A 17,139-nucleotide genomic window follows, 5' to 3' on the forward strand; every position below is an offset into this window, starting at 1 on the left:
GAGTATGAGAGTGGCCGCCATGGATCGTCGTCGTTTCCTGATGGGTTCCACCGTGGCCGGGGTCGGCGCTCTCGGACTGGCCGGCTGCGCCAGCGTGCCGGGCGCCCCGTGGACCGGCGGCCGGGCGCTCGACGCCGAGGTCGAGGAGCTGCAGGCGCGAACGTTCCGCTGGTTCGTGGACGTCACCAACCGGTCCAACGGCCTGACGCCGGACCGCTGGCCGACGAAGACCTTCGCCTCCATCGCCGCCGTCGGCTTCGCCCTGACCTGCTGGCCGATCGGGGTCGAACGCGGCTGGATGACGCGGGAGGAGGCGCGCGAGCGCACCCTGATCACCGCCCGCTTCTTCCATGACGCCCCGCAAGGGCCCGAGCCCACCGGCGTCGCGGGCCACAAGGGCTTCTTCTACCATTTCCTCGACATGGAGACCGGCCACCGCTACCGCGACACCGAGTTGTCGACGGTCGATACGACGCTGCTGCTGGGCGGGATGCTCTATGCGGCGCAGTGGTTCGACGGGGACCATCCCGACGAGGTGGAAATCCGCCGGCTGGTGCAGGCCATCTATGAGCGGGTCGAATGGGACTGGGCGGTGGTCCGGCCCAACCGCATCTCGATGGGGTGGCGTCCGGAGCGGGGCTTCATCGCCGCCGACTGGAACAAGTACAACGAGGGGATGCTGGTTCTGCTGCTGGCCATGGGCAGCCCGACGCACCCCGTCCCGGCGGCGGTCTGGGACGAATGGTGCAGCGTCTACGATCTGAGCTGGACCGACGAATGGGGGCCGGCGCACCTGCATTTCGCGCCGCTGTTCGGGCATCAGTACAGCCACATGTATGTGGACTTCCGCGGCATCCACGACCCGTTCATGCGCTCGAAGCAAGCCGAGATCCCGGGCTTCGACTACTTCCAGAACAGCGTGCGGGCGGTGCAGGCGCAGCGCAGATACGCCATCGACAATCCGATGGGCTGGGCCGGCTATTCCGCCGACATCTGGGGCCTGACCGCCTGCGACGGGCCGGGTGACATCAAACAGGTCATCGACGGACGGGAGCGGCAGTTCTTCAGCTATTCGGCGCGCGGGCCCGGCGACCGAGACGACGGGACGATCGCACCGACGGCGGCGCTCGGCTCCATGCCCTTCGCCCCCGCCGAGGTGACGGCCTGCATGAAGGCGATGAAGGCGCGCTACGGCGCGGCCCTCTATACGGAATACGGCTTCCTCGACTCGTTCAACCCGACCCTGACGCAGACCAGTCAGACGCTGCGTCACGGCCGCATCGCGCCGGGGATCGGCTGGGTCGACGGCGACTATCTGGGCATCGACCAGGGGCCGATCGTCATCCAGATCGAGAACCACCGTTCCGACGCCGTCTGGAAGCGTATGCGGCGTGAGCCGAACATCATCCGCGGTCTGAAGGCGGCCGGGTTCACGGGCGGCTGGCTGGCTAACGCATGAGCGTGATCCGGCCGGATCGACGGGCGGCGCTGGGCCTTCTGGCCGGGGCCGCGGCGTCGGGTCTGGCCGGATGCGGACGGCGGGATGACGGGGTCCTCCGCCTGACCTTCTGGGCCATGGGCAACGAGGCGACCAACGTCCCGCTGCTGCTGCCGGAGTTCGAGCGGCTGAACCCCGGGATCAAGGTCGACGTCCAGGCCCTGCCGTGGTCGGCGGCGCATCAGAAACTGCTGACCGCCTACGCCGGAGACTCGTTGCCGGACCTCAGCCAGGTGGGCAACACCTGGGTGTCTGAGATGGCCGCCATCGGGGCGATCTCCGCCCTGCCGGACTTCGCCTCGGACCTGCTCACCGACCAGTTCGATGCGGTGCTGGAAACCAACCGCATCGACGGCCGGGTGGTCGGCGTTCCCTGGTACGTCGACACCCGGCTGATTTTCTACCGCTCCGACCTGCTGGAGCAGGCGGGGTACGGGGCCGTGCCGCCGACCTGGGCCGGCTGGAAACAGGCCATGCTTGCGGTCAAGCGGGTGGTCGGGTCCGATAAATACGCCGTCCTCTTGCCGCTCAACGAGTTCGAACAGCTGCTGACCTTCGGCCTGCAGGGCGACCAGTCTTTGTTGCGCGAGCAGGCGACGCGGGGCAATTTCTCCAGCCCGTCGTTCGTGGCGGCGCTGGCCTTCTACAAGAGCCTGTTCGACGAGGGCCTGGCGCCCGTGGCGTCGGCGGCGCAGATCTCCAACGTCTGGACGGAGTTCGCGCGCGGCTGGTTCAGCTTCTATTTCTCGGGACCGTGGACCATCGGGGATTTCCGCAATCGCCTTGGTCCGGAGACGCGCTGGATGACCTCGGGCGTGCCGGGCCCGGACGGCATGGGAGCCTCGGCGCCCGGCGGCTCGTCCCTGGTGGTCTACAGCTCCTCGCCGCGGCAGGAGGCGGCGTGGACGCTGGTCCGCTATCTGTCCGATCCGGCGGTGCAGGCGCGCTTCAATGTCGTGACAGGCAATCTGCCGGCGCGGCAGAGCGCCTGGAGCGCGCAGGCGGTGGCCAATGATCCGTACATCGCCGCCTTCAAGGGCCAGCTGGCGCGCGCCGAGGCCGTGCCCAAGGTCCCGGAATGGGAGCGGATCGTCACCGAGATGCAGATTGTCGCCGAGCGGATGGTGCGCGGCGAGTACACGCCCGAGGCCGCCGGCGCCGAGATCGACCGCCGCGCCGACCGGCTGCTCGAGAAACGCCGCTGGATGATGGAGCGGGGCAGGGCATGACCGACGTCCGGCTCAACATGGCCAAGGTCGAGGCGGAGGCCGCCGTCCGTCCGCGCCGCAGGCCAGGCGGCGCCCGGGCGCGGGAGCGGGCCGCGTGGGGCTTCGTGGCGCCGGCGCTGATCGCCATCGGCGTGTTCTTCGCGGTCCCGGTGTTCGCGGCCCTGCTGCTCAGCCTGACCGACTTCGACATCTACGCCCTGGCCGATCTGGACAATGTCCGCTTCATCGGAGTGCAGAACTACGAGCGGCTGTTCGGAAATCCGCTGTTCTGGGGGGCGATGAAGAACACCGGCCTGTTCGCGGTGCTGGGCGTGCCGCTGTCGATCGCGGCGTCGCTGGCGGCGGCGGTGATCCTCAACGCCCGGGTGGTGAAGTGGCGGCCCCTGTGGCGGGTGATCTTCTTCGCCCCCTTCGTGACCACGCTCGTGGCCACGGCGGTGCTGTGGAACTACCTGCTGCACACCCGCTACGGCGTCATCAACTGGGCCATATCAAGCGTGGGCCTGTCGCCCGTGGACTGGCTGGGCCAGCCCTCGACCTCGATCCCCGCCATCCTGATGTTCGTGGTGTGGAAGATATTCGGCTACAACATGCTGATCTTCCTCGCCGTCCTGCAGACCGTGCCGGACGACCTGTACGAGGCGGCGCGGATCGACGGGGCGGGGGTGTGGAAGCGGTTTACCCACGTCACCCTGCCGGCCATCGCCCCGACGCTGTTGCTGGTCTCGATCATCTCGGTGGCGAGCTTCTTCCAGCTGTTCGCCGAGCCCTATGTGATGACCCAGGGCGGACCGGCGCAGAGCACGGTGACGGTGCTCTACTTCATGTACGAAGAGGGCTTCAAATGGTGGAACCTCGGCTCCGCCAGCGCCGTGGCCTTCGTGCTATTCGTCTGCATCCTGGCGGTGACGCTGGTGCAACTGGCCGTGGCGAAGCGGATGGGGGCCTACGAATGACCGCCCGCCGGGTCCCTTCGGTCGCGCTGAACGCGGCGGTGGCCTTCATCGCGCTGCTGGTGCTGTTCCCGCTGCTGTGGATGCTGTCGGTCAGTTTCATGGCGACCGGTGAGGCGGCCAGTTTCCCGCCCCCGCTGCTGCCGTCGACCTGGACGCTGGAGCACTACCGCGACCTGTTCGTGACCCAGGGCATGGGCCGCTATCTGTGGAACAGTTTCGCCCTGGCGACCATGGCGACCGGGCTGGCGCTGCTGTTCACAGTCCCGGCCGGCTACGCCTTCGCCAAGCTGAGGTTCCGGGGACGCGAGCGCACCTTCCAGCTGCTGGTCGCGGCCCTGGTGGTGCCTGCACAGATCGGCACCCTGCCGCTGTTCCTGATGCTCAAGGGGATGGGGCTGGTGAACACCTACGCCGGGGCGCTGGTGCCGTGGCTGGCCTCGATCTTCGGCCTGTTCCTGGTGCGGCAGTATTCGCTGTCGATCCCCGACGAGATGCTGGAGGCGGCGCGCATCGACGGGGCGTCGGAGGGGCAGATCTTCCGCCGGGTGGTGCTGCCGACACTGCAGCCGATCATCGTGACCCTGGCGCTGTTCGTCTTCCTCGGCAGCTGGAACGATTTCCTGTGGCCGCTGATCATTCTGACCGATCAGTCGAACTACACCCTGCCGGTGGCGCTGGCCGCCCTGTCCCGCGAGCACGTGCAGGACATCGAGATGATGATGGCGGGGGCGGTGATCACCGTCGCGCCCGTGCTGATCCTGTTCCTCGCCCTGCAGCGCTACTACATCCGCGGCATGCTGGCCGGGAGCGTGAAGGGTTAGTCGCCGTAGCTGTCGTAGCGCTGGCCGCCGGCGAGATTGCCGAATTTGGTGGTGTCGGCGTCGAAGGACAGTTTGACGATGCCGATGGGGCCGTGGCGCTGCTTGCCGATGACGACCTCGGCCTGGTGTTTGAGGCGGTCCATGTCCTCCTGCCATTTGAGGTGTTCCTCGGTCCCCTCGCGCGGCTCGGCGCGGCCGAGGTAGTAGCTTTCGCGGTAGACGAACATGACGCAGTCGGCGTCCTGCTCGATCGAGCCGGATTCGCGCAGGTCGGACAGCTGGGGCCGCTTGTCCTCGCGCTGCTCGACCTGACGCGACAGCTGCGACAGAGCGATGATCGGCACGCCCAGTTCCTTGGCCAGGGCCTTGAGGCCGCCGGTGATCTCGGAGACCTCCTGCACGCGGTTCTTCTGGCTGTTCGACTCGCCGGTGGTGATCAGCTGCAGATAGTCGACGATGATCAGGTCGAGGCCATGCTCCATCCGCTTCAGGCGGCGGGCGCGGGCGGCCAGCTTGGACATCGACAGGCCGCCGGTGGCGTCGATGAACAGGGGGCTCTCGCCGATCTCGACCGCGGCGTCGCGAATACGGCCGAAGTCGGCGGCGTCGATCTCGCCCTTGCGCAGCTTGTCCGACGACACGCCCGAGGCGTCGGCGAGGATACGCATGGCCAGCTGTTCGGCCGACATTTCCAGCGAATAGAAGGCGACGACGCCGCCGTTCACAGTCTTGCGGCCCTCGGGCGTCGGCTCCCAGCGATAATTGCGGGCCACGTTGAAGGCGATGTTGGTGGCCAAGGCCGTCTTGCCCATCGAGGGACGGCCGGCGAGGATCAGCAGGTCGGACGGGTGCAGGCCGCCCAGCTTCTGGTCGAGGTCGTCGAGATTGGTGGCCAGGCCGGCCAGCTTGCCGTCGCGCTGATAGGCCTCGGCGGCCATCTGCACGGCGCCGCTAAGGGCGGTGGAGAAGCTGACGAAGCCGGAGGAGGGCTTGCCGGTCTCGGCCAGGGTGTAGAGCCGCTGTTCGGCGCTCTCGATCTGGTCGAGGGCGGCGGTTTCGGGCTGGGGCGCCTCCTTGATGATCTCGCCGCCGATGCGGATCAGGTCGCGGCGCAGGGCCAGATCGTAGACGACGCGAGCATAGTCGGGCGCGTTCGCCGCCGGCGGGGCCCGGTCGACCAGGTCGGCCAGGTAACGCAGCCCACCGAACTCCTGGAAGGCCGGGTCCTGCTTGAACCGCTCCATCAGGATGGTCGGCTCGGCCAGCAGGCCCTGGCGGACGTGATCCTCGACGGCGTCATAGAGCCGCTGGTGGAAGGGTTCGTAGAAATGACTGCCGCGCAGACGGTCGGACAGGCGCTCGAACACCGCGTTGTCAAACATCAGGCTGCCGAGCAGAGCCTGCTCCGCCTCCAGGTTATGGGGCAGGGACGGGATGCCCGACGCGTCTGAAGACGACGGGAAGGGGACGGGGGCGAAGGCGTTCATCGGGGTCATGTCTTACCCATGCCCGCGTCCTGCGTCAGTCGCGGACGTAGCGGCGGCTAGGGATAAGTCAGGGCGATTGTGGGCGATCCGGAATTCCGTAACCGGATCAGTTAACGGCTCAGCTGGAGCACGGATAGCGCGAGGCCATCCAGCTGCGAATGCCGTCAGTGACGGTCATGCGCTGGCGGCGCGACTGCGGGATGGCGTTCAGGTAATCCAGCATCTGGCGCGGGTTGAGCTCGATGCGTTCCGGCGGGCAGGCCGGCGGGGTGCGGCCCGCCGCCCGGGCCTCCCGGATCTCGCGGCCGACGGCGGTGAACGCCCGTTCCGCCTCGCCTTTCAGGCGGTGGGCGCTGGGACGCAGGGCGGAGGTCGCGTTGAGCGGAATGCGGTTTGCCTCGGCGAGGAAGCCGTCCAGCGTGCGTTGGGTCTGGGCCGTCACGGCGTCCGCCGCCAACAACACGCCCAACGCCATCAAGATCGATGCCAGCCGCTTCATTGCCGTTCCCCTCGCTTCGCCGAAGAATGGCGCCGGCGGGACAAGACACAAGCCTTGCTGAACCGATCGTGAATGGGCCCGGCTCATGAAAAAGGGCGCGACCGTTGCTGGTCGCGCCCCTTAGCAGTCTTTAGCCGGTTGGCCGGGTTCAGGCTTCCGAACCGAGGCCTTCCTGCTGGCCGGCGCCGCCGGCGATCATGTCCTGCGCCGCTTCCGCCGCTTCCGCGCGGTCCTGGTCGTAGGCGGACTTGATCACGTCCTCGCCCTTGGCCTGACGCTCGGCCTCGTCGGCCGAGCGGGCGATGTTGATCTTGACCGTGGCGGTGACCTCGGCGTGCAGGCGAACCGACACTTCGTGGACACCCAGGGTCTTGATCGCGGTGTTGAGCACGACCTGCGAGCGCTCGATCTTGCCGCCTTCGGCCTGGACGGCCTCGGCGACATCGCGACCGGCGACCGAACCGTATAGCTGACCGGTCTCGCCCGCCTGGCGGATCATGACGTAGGTCTGGCCGTCGATCTTGTCGGCGACCTTCTGCGCCTCGGCCTTGTTCTTCTCGTTGCGGGCCTCGATGGCGGCGCGGTCGAGTTCGAAGGCTTTCAGGTTCGCGGAGGTGGCCCGACGGGCCTTGTCGCGCGGCAGGAGGAAGTTACGGGCGAAGCCGTCCTTGACGGACACGACGTCGCCGATGGCGCCGAGGTTCTCGACGCGTTCAAGCAGAACGACCTTCATATCACTTCACCACATAGGGCAGGAGGGCCAGATAGCGGGCGCGTTTGATGGCCTGGGCCAGCAGACGCTGCTTCTTCTGGGAAACAGCGGTGATGCGCGACGGGACGATCTTGCCGCGCTCGCTGATGTAGCGTTGCAGCAGTTTGACGTCCTTGTAGTCGATCTTCGGGGCGTTGGTGCCGGAGAACGGGCACACCTTGCGGCGACGGTAGAAGGGGCGGCGGGCGGGGCCGGAGCCGGCCGGCGCGCCCGGCGACGGGGCAGTCGTATCGGTCATGTTCCGGGTTCCTTAGTCAGCGGCTTCGGCGGTGGCGTCTTCGCGCGGGGTGCGCTCGCGCTCGCGTTCACGCTCGCGCTCGCGGCGGGCCAACAACGGCGACAGTTCCAGGTCGAGTTCCTCGACGCGGACGGTCAGCCAGCGCAGCACGTCTTCGTTGATCGACAGCTGACGCTCGACCTCGGCCATGGCGGCAGGCGGGCAGTCGACGGCGAGCAGCGAATAGTGAGCCTTGCGGTTCTTCTTCACGCGGTAGGTCAGGTTGCGCAGACCCCAGTACTCGATCTTGGCGACGGAACCGCCGCCTTGCTCGATCAAGCCCTTGATGGTGTCGTTCAGCGCTTCGGCCTGTTGCGCGCTGATATCCTGGCGCGACATGACCGTGTGCTCGTAAAGAGCCATGCGGTGGTCTCCCTTGGGGGGCGTCGGCGCGGGGAGACCGGGTAAGTCCGTCCCACGATGGCTCCTGATGCGGCGGCCGGGATGACTTCCCGGACCCTTTGGAACTCCGCGTCAGGACCGAAGCCCTAGAAAGGCGGGGCGTATAGGGGAAAAGGGGGCGGGGAGCAAGGCTCCGGGCCTAGAAGCTGCGCCGAACGTTCAAAGAAACCTGGCTGGTTCCCGGCTGGCGGCTGGCTTCCGTATAGACGGGCGTGCCGACGTGACGCGGGGCGTTGTACAGGGTGAACTCATTCCGGCTGCCGGAACCGACATAGAGGCCGCCGGTGACGCTCCACTGCGGGTCGGGCCGGTAGGTCAGGTTAAACTGGCCGGTCGGCTGCGAGCTGAAGCGCGACAGGACGCTGGGGCTGTAGCCGATCGTGTCCTGTCCGCTGCTCATGCTGACGTTCCAGTTAATGCGCTGGGCCACCAGATTCTGATTCAGGGCGATCGACCATCCGGTGGCCTGCTCGCCGGACAGGCGCCGGTCCACGAAGGTCACGGGGTCGGTGGTGTCGGACCAGCGATGGTAGACCTGGCCGGAGAGAAGGCCGCCCGACATGCCCCAGCGATCCAGCGGCAATCGGCCGGACAGGGTCAGCCTGTCACGGGTCGCGCCGCCGACATTGCGGGTGATGTTGAACGGACGCGGCGTCGTGCCGCCCGGCGGTATCTCGTAGATCACCACCACCCCGAGCACATCTTCAAAGACCTCATGGGTGAATTCGGCGACGAAGGAGCCCTGGGTGCCGAACAGTCGCTCGTAGCGCGCGCTGCTCAGCCAGATTTGCGCCGGACGAATGTCGGGGTTGCCTCGTCCGTAGATGTCGGTCGCAAAGGCGGCGGAGGCGGTGAAGGCCCCGAAGGACAATTGATCGACGCTCTTTTCGAGCTTGAAGGTCAGGGTGTTGCGCGGCGCGACAGTCCAGGTCGCGGCCAGCCGCGGCTTCAAATAGCCAAGGGTCGTCTCCGCCTCGCCGGCCGACCCATCGGCGGTGATGCGGGAGAGCTCGTAGCGCAGATTGGCCTCGACGCTGAGGTTGGGGCGCGCAGCCCACAGGGCGGTCACAAAACTCTCGTTGCGCAGTTCCTCGACCCGGGTGTCGTCGCCGGGAAGAAACAGGGGGCTGCCGTCGAACGTATAGGCGGTCGCCGAGTCGACCCAGTTGAGCGCCGTCTCCGATCCGGCCTCGAGATTCAGGGCGCCGCGTCCGGTTTCCAGCGGGGCGAACTTCAGGGTTCCCGAAACGATGCTCTCACCCGAGGTCTGGTCGCTCAACGTCCGGGTGGTGAAGAAGGGGGTGTCGTAGGCGCCGGCGTTATCGTTCTGGGTGAGCGACTGGAAACCGACCAGTTCGAGGTTCATCCCGCGCGGCAGGCTGCGGTTCCAGCGCAGGCCGGCTTCGCCACGCCAGCGCGTCGAGTCAGAGCGACTGAAGTCCTGGCCGCCGGGGAAGATCAGGATGTCCGTGCCCTCAAACAGGCTGGCGCTGTAGTTGACCAGAACGTTGGCGCGCACGCGCCCCCCGCCCAAGGGCCCTTCATAGACGCCCGTGGTCTCGCCGTTTGAATAGCCGACGTCCCCGTCATTGAGACCGACCAGGAGGACCTCCCCGTTCGGCCGGCGTCTTTCGCGCACTCCGCTGAATTCCTGGCTTCCGGTGGAAAAACGAAACGATCCGTCCATCGAGCGGCCGTCTCTCTGACGTCGCGCCTGAAGATTGACGCCGGGCTGAAAGCGGCCCTGATCGTTCATGGACAGGCTGGCGGCCGCTGATCCCGACACGCCCGCGTCGGGCTTGCGAATGACATTGGCGACGACGGCCTTGCCCTGCATGTCGATACCGCCCGCGCCCGCGCGCACGACGTCGATGCGCAGCACCTGGGCGGCTGGAATGCGGGACAGCACCGAGGCAAGGGAATCACCGCGGGTTGGCGGTCGCACGCCATCGATCAACACATTGCCGGCCGTGCCCGCGAATCCCCGCGCTGATGAGCCGCCGTCGAACTGGAAACCCGGAATGCGCCCGATCATGTCCAGCGCCGTAACCGGGCGGAACTCGGCGAAGTAGTCGGGGGCGTAGGGAGTGACGTTGGGATCGGCCGGCGCGGGCGCCGGATCCTGGGCCGCCGCTCCGCCGGCTACCGCCGCCGACAAGGCGAGCACAGACGCTCCGATCAGACGCCAGCCCCCGAGTGTGCCTGCCATAAGTCTCGATTCCCCGCGTGTCCCTCGAGCGGAACCTTGACGGGTAATGTGTCCTAGCCGCGACCATAAACTGTCAAAAATGTAATCACCCGAGGCTGCGCGACAGCCAGCCGATGGGCCCCGAGCTGAGCAGGAGGATGGCGATCGCGTGCCACCACAGTCGGCGGACGAAAACCAGCGAAGCGAACACACCCAACACCGCGAAGTCGAAGATCCGTTCCCCCAGATAAGCCAGAAGCAGGCCGTTCAGGGCGTTCTCGACGACGTCGACCAGCAGCAGCCAACCCAGCGCGGCGGTGAACAGGCCCCAGAAATACGGACCGTTGCGGTGATAGTAGGCCTTCAGGTCGATGCCTTCGGCGGGGACATCGTCAGGCAGGGCCGCCGCAGCCAGCAGGAACAGGATCACCAACTCGACGAACAGCGGAAGGAACTGACCGATGGTGATGGCGGAATCGTCGGGCCGGTAGAGGCTCCACCAGATCTGGATGAGGGTCAGGACCACGAAGACGGCAGCGACCGGGGCGGCCCAGTGCCACTGGACCGTCCGGCCGGCGCGGATCAGGCGATTGAGGCTGACCAGAATGTCGACCAGCGCCAAGCCGATGATGATCGACGCCAGCACGGACGTGTATTCGAACGCGCTCATGCTGCTCCCCCGAACCGCTGCCCGAGCTTAGGCTGGTTCAGGGGGCCTCGCCAAGCTGGCTATTGGGGTCGGACGACCATGCAGGTGACGCGGCGCTCGGCGAGCGTGGCGCAGGCGGCCTGGGCGGCCTGCTCGCTCATTCCGGTGAAGCGCGAGCGATACCAGCCTTCGGCGTTCTGGACCGACCGCTCGGCGGCCGAGAACTGACTCCGGAAGCGGCGGTTGACCTCGGTCAGCCAATCGCTGGCCACGGCCTCGTCGCGGAAGGCCCCGACCTGAACGGCCCAGCGGCCGGCGGTCTCGCGCGCGGTTTCGCGGGCCGGCGGTCTGGGCGTCGCCGATCGCCCGGCCGGTGCGCCGTTGAGAGAGGCCGTGACGTCGGCCGGATCAGCGGTGCGCATCATGGCGGCGAGGGTGCGGCCCTCGGACGGCGCCGGCGTGATTCGGGTCGGTTGCGACGGCGGGGAGGGCAGGGCGGCGTAGCTGACGGCGTTCGAACCGACGCTGTTATCGTCGTCCTCGTCGCCGAGGTCGGCGTACTGAACCGGGCCGGAATTTTCCGGGCCGATGCCGAAGCCCTTCTGTTCGAAATAGGTCTGGGCCACCTGGATCGGCTGACCGGCGCGGCGCAGCCGCTCGACCTCGAAGCCGGTGTCCATCAGCTCTGCGACATGGCTGTTGCGGCTGGCGGTCGACCGGCCGCCGAGGACGATGGTGATCAAACGCCGACCGTCACGCACCGCCGAGGCCGCAAGGTTATAGCCCGAAGCGTTGGTGTAGCCGGTCTTCATTCCATCATAGCCGTACTGACTGCGCAGCAGGCCGTTGGTGTTGCGGTACTCCCGGCCCTGGTAGGCCCAGTCGTGCAGGCCGAAATACCGGTAGTACTGGGGATAGTCGCGCATCACGGCGCGGGCGAGAATGGCGAGGTCGCGGGCCGTGGTGATCTGGCGCGCGTCGGGCAGACCGTTCGGATTGACGTAGCGGGTCTGGGTCATGCCCAGCTCACGGGCCTTGAGCGTCGCCCGGGCGGCGAACCGGTCGTGCGAACCGGCGACGTGTTCCGCGATGACCACGGCCATGTCATTGGCGCTGCGCACCGCGGTGGCCTTCATCGCGTCGTCGAGGGTGATGGTTTGTCCCGCGGCGAGGCCCAGCTTCGACGGCGGCTGGCTGGCGGCGCGGGAGGAGACGGTGATGACGTCGTCGAGCTTGACCTTGCCCTCGGTCAGGGCCTCGAAGGCCAGATACAGGGTCATGACCTTGGTGATGGAGGCTGGATAGCGCCGGCTGTCGGCGTGGCGGGCGAACAGGACCTCGCCCGTCTCGGCGTCGACCACGATGGCGGCGTAGCGGGTGTTCTCTGACGACTGGGCGACCAGCGGCGGCGTCGAGGGGACCACCGCGAGCGCGACGATCAACATCAGGGACAGCAAGCTACGGCGTATCAGGGACAGGTTCGGCAAGCGCAGGCCTCATTCATTCATTGCGCGACGGCGGCCCCACCACGCGACGCTGACGAAAGGCTAACATGCGTCATCGGGGTTTCGTGAGGGTAAACAAGCCGTCAACGGATTTGTGAAGCGGTCTCTCCTGTCAGGGGCGGTTCCCCATCGCGGCGGCATGGTGCAGTGCACAAAATATCCTTGACCTTTGTTCGCACTTGCACCATATGAGTGTCTGTCGCGGTGGCGTTTGTCGTCGCGGATCAGTCAACAGCGGCCCAGCCGCGACAGGTTCAGGAGAGATACCATGGCCGACAGCGCCGAAACCGTGAAGAAGACCGTCGAAACCGCCACCGCCCAGGTCAAGGCCTCGGCCGAGAAGGCCCAGGCCCAGGCCGAGAAGATGCAGGCCGCCGGCGCCCAGGCGTTCCGCGAAGCCGCTGACAAGTCGGTCGCCGGCCTGACCGAGCTCAACGCCGAGGGCAAGAAGAACCTCGAGGCCGTCGTCGCCTCGGCCACCGCCGCCCAGAAGGGCGTCGAGGCCATCTCGGCCCAGACCGTCGCCTACGGCAAGAAGTCGTGGGAAGATGGCGTCGCCGCTGCCCAGTCGCTGACCGCCGCCCGTTCGGTGCAGGAACTGGTCGAGCTGCAGACCTCGTGGGCCAAGTCGGCCGCCGAGACCTATCTGGCGGAAGTCACCAAGATGACCGACGTCTTCACCGCCTCGGTGAAGGACAGCTTCAAGCCGATCAACGAGCGCGTCACCGCCTCGGTCGAGAAGTTCCAGGCCACCCGCTAAGGCGAGCCACGGTTCAGTAAGCGTAGTGGAGAGCCCCCGGCGGAAGCGCCGGGGGTTTTTCATTGGCCGCTGCGCAGCCAGTCGAGCGCCGCATCCAGCGCCGGATCGGCCCCTTTCGACGCGCTGCCGGGCGTCGGGACGACGTCAACATCCGGAGCCACGCCCCGATCCTCGATCCTTGCCCCCGCTGGCGTGAGATAGTCGGCGTACGGCAGCATCAGCCGTCCTCCGTCGGGCAAGTCATAGGTCTGCGATGCGAGGACGCTGCCGCACGTGCGGGCGCCGAACAGACGTGCGCGTCCGTGATGCTGCAGCGCCGCCGCGGTCACTTCTGCGCAACTCGAGGTGCGGGGACCGATCAGAACGGCCAAGGCGCCAGTGAATTTGTCAGGTCCCGCGCCGGCGTTCATCAGGTAATCCCGCTCCCTGCCCTTAAACCGACCCAAGTCGCGTCCCTCCGGGAGAATAGCGGACAGGAAGTTCCAGCCCTCGCGGATCAGGCCTCCGGAGTTTCTGCGCAGGTCGAGCACCACCGGTCCGGCGGTTCCAAGCAAGACTGTCACGGCCGAGGCGACGGGCTGCCGGTCGAAGCTGTTGAACCTCAAATAGGCGGCGCCGCCGTAGAGGGGTCGGGTCTCGTTCGCCGGCGCCGCCTGTCGGGGAGCCCAGCGGATGCTGAACCTGTCCCCGTTGGATGCCGCGAGTCTCAGTTCGGGCCGGTGGTTCGGCCCTTCGAAGCCGGCGACCTGGAGCGACTGTCCCGGCCTGAGCCCGGCCGCCCAGGCAGGGCCATGCCTCGAGACGTCCTCGACGAGGTAGGCCGCTCCGGTCCAGGTCAGCACTGCGCCCATTCCAGCCTCGTCGGCGGGCGTGATCATGAAGAATGACCTACCCTTCTGCGGACGCGGCAGTCGGAAGCTCCGCCCGGTCGTCAGCAACAGGTCGCCCGGCGGCGTGAGGATGACGTGGGATGTCCTGAACTGGTCCAGCACCGGGAACAGGACGTCGAGATAGAGCGCGGACTCCGTCGACGCCGCCAAGGCCTTGGGCCGCCACTCCCGCCGGATGGCGGGCCAGTCAAGGCCGCCGAGGTCCGGGTCGAAATACTGGTTGCGCACGGTGCGCCATATCGCATCGAAGACGCCGAGACGTCGCCCTGCGTCCTCAGGCAGACAGCCGGACAGCGCCGCGCTCGCACCTACCTGTGCCAGGAATATCCGCCGCGTCGCCCGCCCCATCCGGCGATCCTAGGGCAGCGTCGACCGCCACAGCAACATCCCCACGCAAACCTGTGACTGGACGCGCCTTCAAATCAGGCCATCATCCCCTATCTGTCCATCGACTCCCCAAACACGGACAACGAATGCCGCCGTCACGTAAGGCCGGTGATCAGGAAGGAGGCCTTGGGGCCGCCACCGTCACCGAGACAAAGCCGAAGCTTCAGAAGCCCTCGCTGTACCGGGTGCTGATCCTGAACGACGACTACACGCCGATGGAATTCGTCATCTACGTGCTGGAGCGGTTCTTCCAGAAGAGCCGCGAGGACGCGACCCGCATCATGCTGCATGTGCATCAGCATGGGGTCGGGGTGTGCGGCGTCTTCACCTACGAGGTGGCCGAGACGAAGGTCGCCCAGGTGGTGGAGACGGCGCGCCGTCACCAGCATCCGCTGCAATGCACGATGGAAAAGGACTGAGAGGAACCTCCCATGCCGTCATTTTCGCGTCCTCTCGAAGAGACCCTGCACCGCGCCGTCCACTATGCGAACGAGCGCCGGCACGAGTACGCCACGCTGGAGCACCTGTTGCTCGCCCTGGTCGACGACCCGGACGCGGCCAATGTGATGACCGCCTGCACCGTCGACCTGCCGAGCCTGAAGACGGCGTTGACGCTGTACGTCGACACCGACCTGGCCGCACTGGCGACCTCGGACGGCGAGGACGCCAAGCCGACCGCTGGCTTCCAGCGCGTCATCCAGCGGGCCGTGATCCACGTCCAGAGCTCGGGCCGCGAGGAGGTCACCGGCGCCAATGTGCTGGTCGCCATCTTCTCGGAGCGCGAGAGCCACGCCGCCTATTTCCTGCAGGAGCAGGACATGACCCGCTACGACGCGGTCAACTACATCGCCCACGGCATCGCCAAGAAGGCGGGCGGCGAGACGCGGCCGGCCCGGACGGGCGGGAGCCCGGAGGACGCCGAGGACGCCGCCGCGGCCAAGACCGGCGGCGAGGCGCTGGAGGCCTATTGCGTCGACCTCAACGAGAAGTCCCGCAACGGCAAGATCGACCCGCTGATCGGCCGTCAGGCCGAGGTCGATCGCGCCATCCAGATCCTGTGCCGGCGAACCAAGAACAATCCGCTGCTCGTCGGGGATCCGGGCGTCGGCAAGACGGCCATCGCCGAGGGCCTGGCCCGCAAGATCGTCAACCACGAGGTGCCGGACGTGCTGGAAGGCGCGACCATATACAGCCTCGACATGGGTGCGCTGCTGGCCGGCACCCGCTACCGCGGCGACTTCGAGGAGCGGCTGAAACAGGTCGTCAAGGAGCTGGAGACGCACGACAACGCCATCCTGTTCATCGACGAGATACACACGGTGATTGGCGCGGGGGCGACCTCGGGCGGGGCCATGGACGCGTCTAACCTGCTGAAGCCGGCGCTGGCCTCGGGCAGCCTGCGGTGCATGGGGTCGACGACCTACAAGGAGTACCGCCAGCATTTCGAGAAGGACCGGGCCCTGGCTCGCCGCTTCCAGAAGGTCGACGTCAACGAGCCCACGCTGGACGACACGATCAAGATCCTGAAGGGACTGAAGACCTCCTACGAAGGCCATCACAAGCTGCGCTACACGGACGCCGCCATCCGCACGGCGGTCGAACTGTCGGCGCGCTACATGACCGACCGCAAACTGCCGGACAAGGCCATCGACGTGATCGATGAGGCAGGAGCGTCGCAGATGCTGCTGTCGGAATCGAAGCGCAAGAAGGTTATCGGCCAGAAGGAGGTCGAGGCCGTCATCGCCCGCATGGCCCGCATCCCGCCGAAATCGGTCTCCAAGTCCGACACCGAGGGGCTGCGCGAGCTCGAGCGCGATCTGAACCGGGTGGTGTTTGGCCAGTCGGCGGCGATCGAGCAGGTCTCGGCGGCGATGAAGCTGGCCCGGGCCGGCCTGCGCGATCCGCAGAAGCCGATCGGCGCCTTCCTGTTCAGCGGCCCGACCGGGGTCGGCAAGACCGAGGTGGCCAAACAACTGTCCTCGACCCTCGGCATCGAGATGCTTCGCTTCGACATGTCGGAGTACATGGAACGGCACACCGTCTCGCGTCTGATCGGCGCGCCTCCGGGCTATGTCGGGCACGACCAGGGCGGGCTGCTGACCGACGCGGTCGACCAGCATCCGCACGCCGTGGTGCTGCTGGACGAGATCGAGAAGGCCCACCCGGACGTCTACAACATCCTGCTGCAGGTGATGGACAACGGCCAGTTGACCGACGCCGTCGGCAAGAAGGTCGACTTCCGCAATACGGTGCTGATCATGACCACCAACGCCGGCGCCGCCGACAACGCGCGGGCGGCCATCGGCTTCGGCCGCGGCAAGGTCGAGGGCGAGGACGAGAAGGCCATCCAGCGGCTGTTCGCGCCGGAGTTCCGCAACCGCCTCGACGCCATCGTGGCGTTCAAGGCGCTGGATGCCGACACGATCCGGTCGGTGGTGACCAAGTTCATCCTGCAGCTGGAAGCCCAGCTGGCGGACCGCAACATCACCATCGAACTGACCGACGAGGCCAACGACTGGCTGGCCAAGAACGGCTTCGACGAACTGTACGGCGCACGGCCTCTGGCCCGGGTCATCCAGGAGCACATCAAGAAGCCGCTGGCCGACGACATCCTGTTCGGGCGTCTGACGCGCGGCGGCCATGTGAAGGTGGAGCTGAAGGACGGCAAGATCGCCTTCGACATCGCCTCGTCCAGCGCCGCCCAGGTCAAGGCGTCGCGGAAGGCGGACCAGGTGGTCGACTAGCCGCGTCCCGAAGACATGGAGGAGGCCCGGGCGTCGCCGTCCGGGCCTTTTTCTTTGTTCTGCGCGGAGGCAAGG

At 67.1% G+C, this 17,139-nt stretch carries 16 protein-coding genes; 7 read left to right on the forward strand and 9 right to left on the reverse strand.

Annotated features, from left to right (window positions below; genetic code table 11):
- The first annotated feature begins 4 nt into the window (after positions 1-4).
- From HNQ67_RS00595 to HNQ67_RS00610, 4 genes are read left to right on the forward strand one after another with little or no spacing between them, the layout of a single operon-like run.
- Entirely contained in the window at positions 5-1,459 is a 1,455-nt protein-coding gene (locus tag HNQ67_RS00595; RefSeq protein WP_246347386.1) for a glucoamylase family protein, read from the forward strand.
- Positions 1,456-2,727, forward strand: coding sequence for an extracellular solute-binding protein (locus tag HNQ67_RS00600; RefSeq protein WP_183251361.1), 1,272 nt, complete (start codon positions 1,456-1,458; stop codon positions 2,725-2,727). The genes HNQ67_RS00595 and HNQ67_RS00600 overlap by 4 nt, the downstream gene beginning before the upstream one ends.
- A complete protein-coding gene (locus HNQ67_RS00605) occupies positions 2,724-3,683 on the forward strand; it encodes a carbohydrate ABC transporter permease (protein ID WP_246347387.1) in 960 nt (319 codons plus the stop codon). Before HNQ67_RS00600 ends, HNQ67_RS00605 begins: the two co-directional genes overlap by 4 nt.
- Complete coding sequence (locus HNQ67_RS00610) at positions 3,680-4,504, forward strand: carbohydrate ABC transporter permease (protein WP_183251363.1); 825 nt, start codon at positions 3,680-3,682, stop codon at positions 4,502-4,504. The genes HNQ67_RS00605 and HNQ67_RS00610 overlap by 4 nt, the downstream gene beginning before the upstream one ends.
- Here HNQ67_RS00610 and HNQ67_RS00615 read toward each other — a convergent pair.
- The 8 genes from HNQ67_RS00615 to HNQ67_RS00650 form a co-directional block, all read right to left on the reverse strand.
- Positions 4,501-5,991 carry a replicative DNA helicase gene (locus HNQ67_RS00615; RefSeq protein ID WP_183252688.1) on the reverse strand — a complete coding sequence of 497 codons (1,491 nt, stop codon included), beginning with the start codon at positions 5,989-5,991 and terminating at the stop codon, positions 4,501-4,503. The genes HNQ67_RS00610 and HNQ67_RS00615 overlap by 4 nt on opposite strands.
- Before the next feature lie 118 nt (positions 5,992-6,109).
- Positions 6,110-6,490, reverse strand: a complete 381-nt coding sequence (locus HNQ67_RS00620; RefSeq protein WP_183251365.1) for a hypothetical protein — start codon at positions 6,488-6,490, stop codon at positions 6,110-6,112.
- Between the two features lie 148 nt (positions 6,491-6,638).
- Complete coding sequence (rplI, locus tag HNQ67_RS00625) at positions 6,639-7,223, reverse strand: 50S ribosomal protein L9 (RefSeq protein ID WP_183251368.1); 585 nt, start codon at positions 7,221-7,223, stop codon at positions 6,639-6,641.
- 1 nt (position 7,224) lies between these two features.
- Positions 7,225-7,500, reverse strand: a complete 276-nt coding sequence (gene rpsR, locus HNQ67_RS00630) for a 30S ribosomal protein S18 (protein WP_183251369.1) — start codon at positions 7,498-7,500, stop codon at positions 7,225-7,227.
- 12 nt (positions 7,501-7,512) lie between these two features.
- A complete protein-coding gene (gene rpsF, locus HNQ67_RS00635; protein ID WP_183251372.1) occupies positions 7,513-7,902 on the reverse strand; it encodes a 30S ribosomal protein S6 in 390 nt (129 codons plus the stop codon).
- Positions 7,903-8,080: 178 nt separating this feature from the next.
- Positions 8,081-10,150, reverse strand: a complete 2,070-nt coding sequence (locus tag HNQ67_RS00640; protein ID WP_183251374.1) for a TonB-dependent receptor plug domain-containing protein — start codon at positions 10,148-10,150, stop codon at positions 8,081-8,083.
- A gap of 85 nt (positions 10,151-10,235) precedes the next feature.
- Positions 10,236-10,799, reverse strand: a complete 564-nt coding sequence (locus tag HNQ67_RS00645; RefSeq protein ID WP_183251376.1) for a hypothetical protein — start codon at positions 10,797-10,799, stop codon at positions 10,236-10,238.
- Positions 10,800-10,858: 59 nt separating this feature from the next.
- Positions 10,859-12,223, reverse strand: a complete 1,365-nt coding sequence (locus HNQ67_RS00650) for a D-alanyl-D-alanine carboxypeptidase family protein (RefSeq protein ID WP_183251378.1) — start codon at positions 12,221-12,223, stop codon at positions 10,859-10,861.
- A gap of 328 nt (positions 12,224-12,551) precedes the next feature.
- On the opposite strand from HNQ67_RS00650, the gene HNQ67_RS00655 reads away from it, so the two are divergent.
- A complete protein-coding gene (locus HNQ67_RS00655; RefSeq protein ID WP_183251381.1) occupies positions 12,552-13,043 on the forward strand; it encodes a phasin family protein in 492 nt (163 codons plus the stop codon).
- A 59-nt stretch (positions 13,044-13,102) separates the two neighbouring features.
- Here HNQ67_RS00655 and HNQ67_RS00660 read toward each other — a convergent pair whose 3' ends face one another.
- Positions 13,103-14,281 carry a S41 family peptidase gene (locus HNQ67_RS00660; protein ID WP_183251383.1) on the reverse strand — a complete coding sequence of 393 codons (1,179 nt, stop codon included), beginning with the start codon at positions 14,279-14,281 and terminating at the stop codon, positions 13,103-13,105.
- A gap of 125 nt (positions 14,282-14,406) precedes the next feature.
- On the opposite strand from HNQ67_RS00660, the gene clpS reads away from it, so the two are divergent.
- Complete coding sequence (gene clpS / locus HNQ67_RS00665; RefSeq protein ID WP_183251385.1) at positions 14,407-14,739, forward strand: ATP-dependent Clp protease adapter ClpS; 333 nt, start codon at positions 14,407-14,409, stop codon at positions 14,737-14,739.
- 12 nt (positions 14,740-14,751) lie between these two features.
- Positions 14,752-17,064 carry an ATP-dependent Clp protease ATP-binding subunit ClpA gene (gene clpA, locus HNQ67_RS00670; RefSeq protein WP_183251387.1) on the forward strand — a complete coding sequence of 771 codons (2,313 nt, stop codon included), beginning with the start codon at positions 14,752-14,754 and terminating at the stop codon, positions 17,062-17,064.
- Positions 17,065-17,139: the final 75 nt, after the last annotated feature.

Source organism: Brevundimonas basaltis (genome assembly GCF_014202075.1).
Taxonomy (GTDB): Bacteria; Pseudomonadota; Alphaproteobacteria; order Caulobacterales; family Caulobacteraceae; genus Brevundimonas; species Brevundimonas basaltis.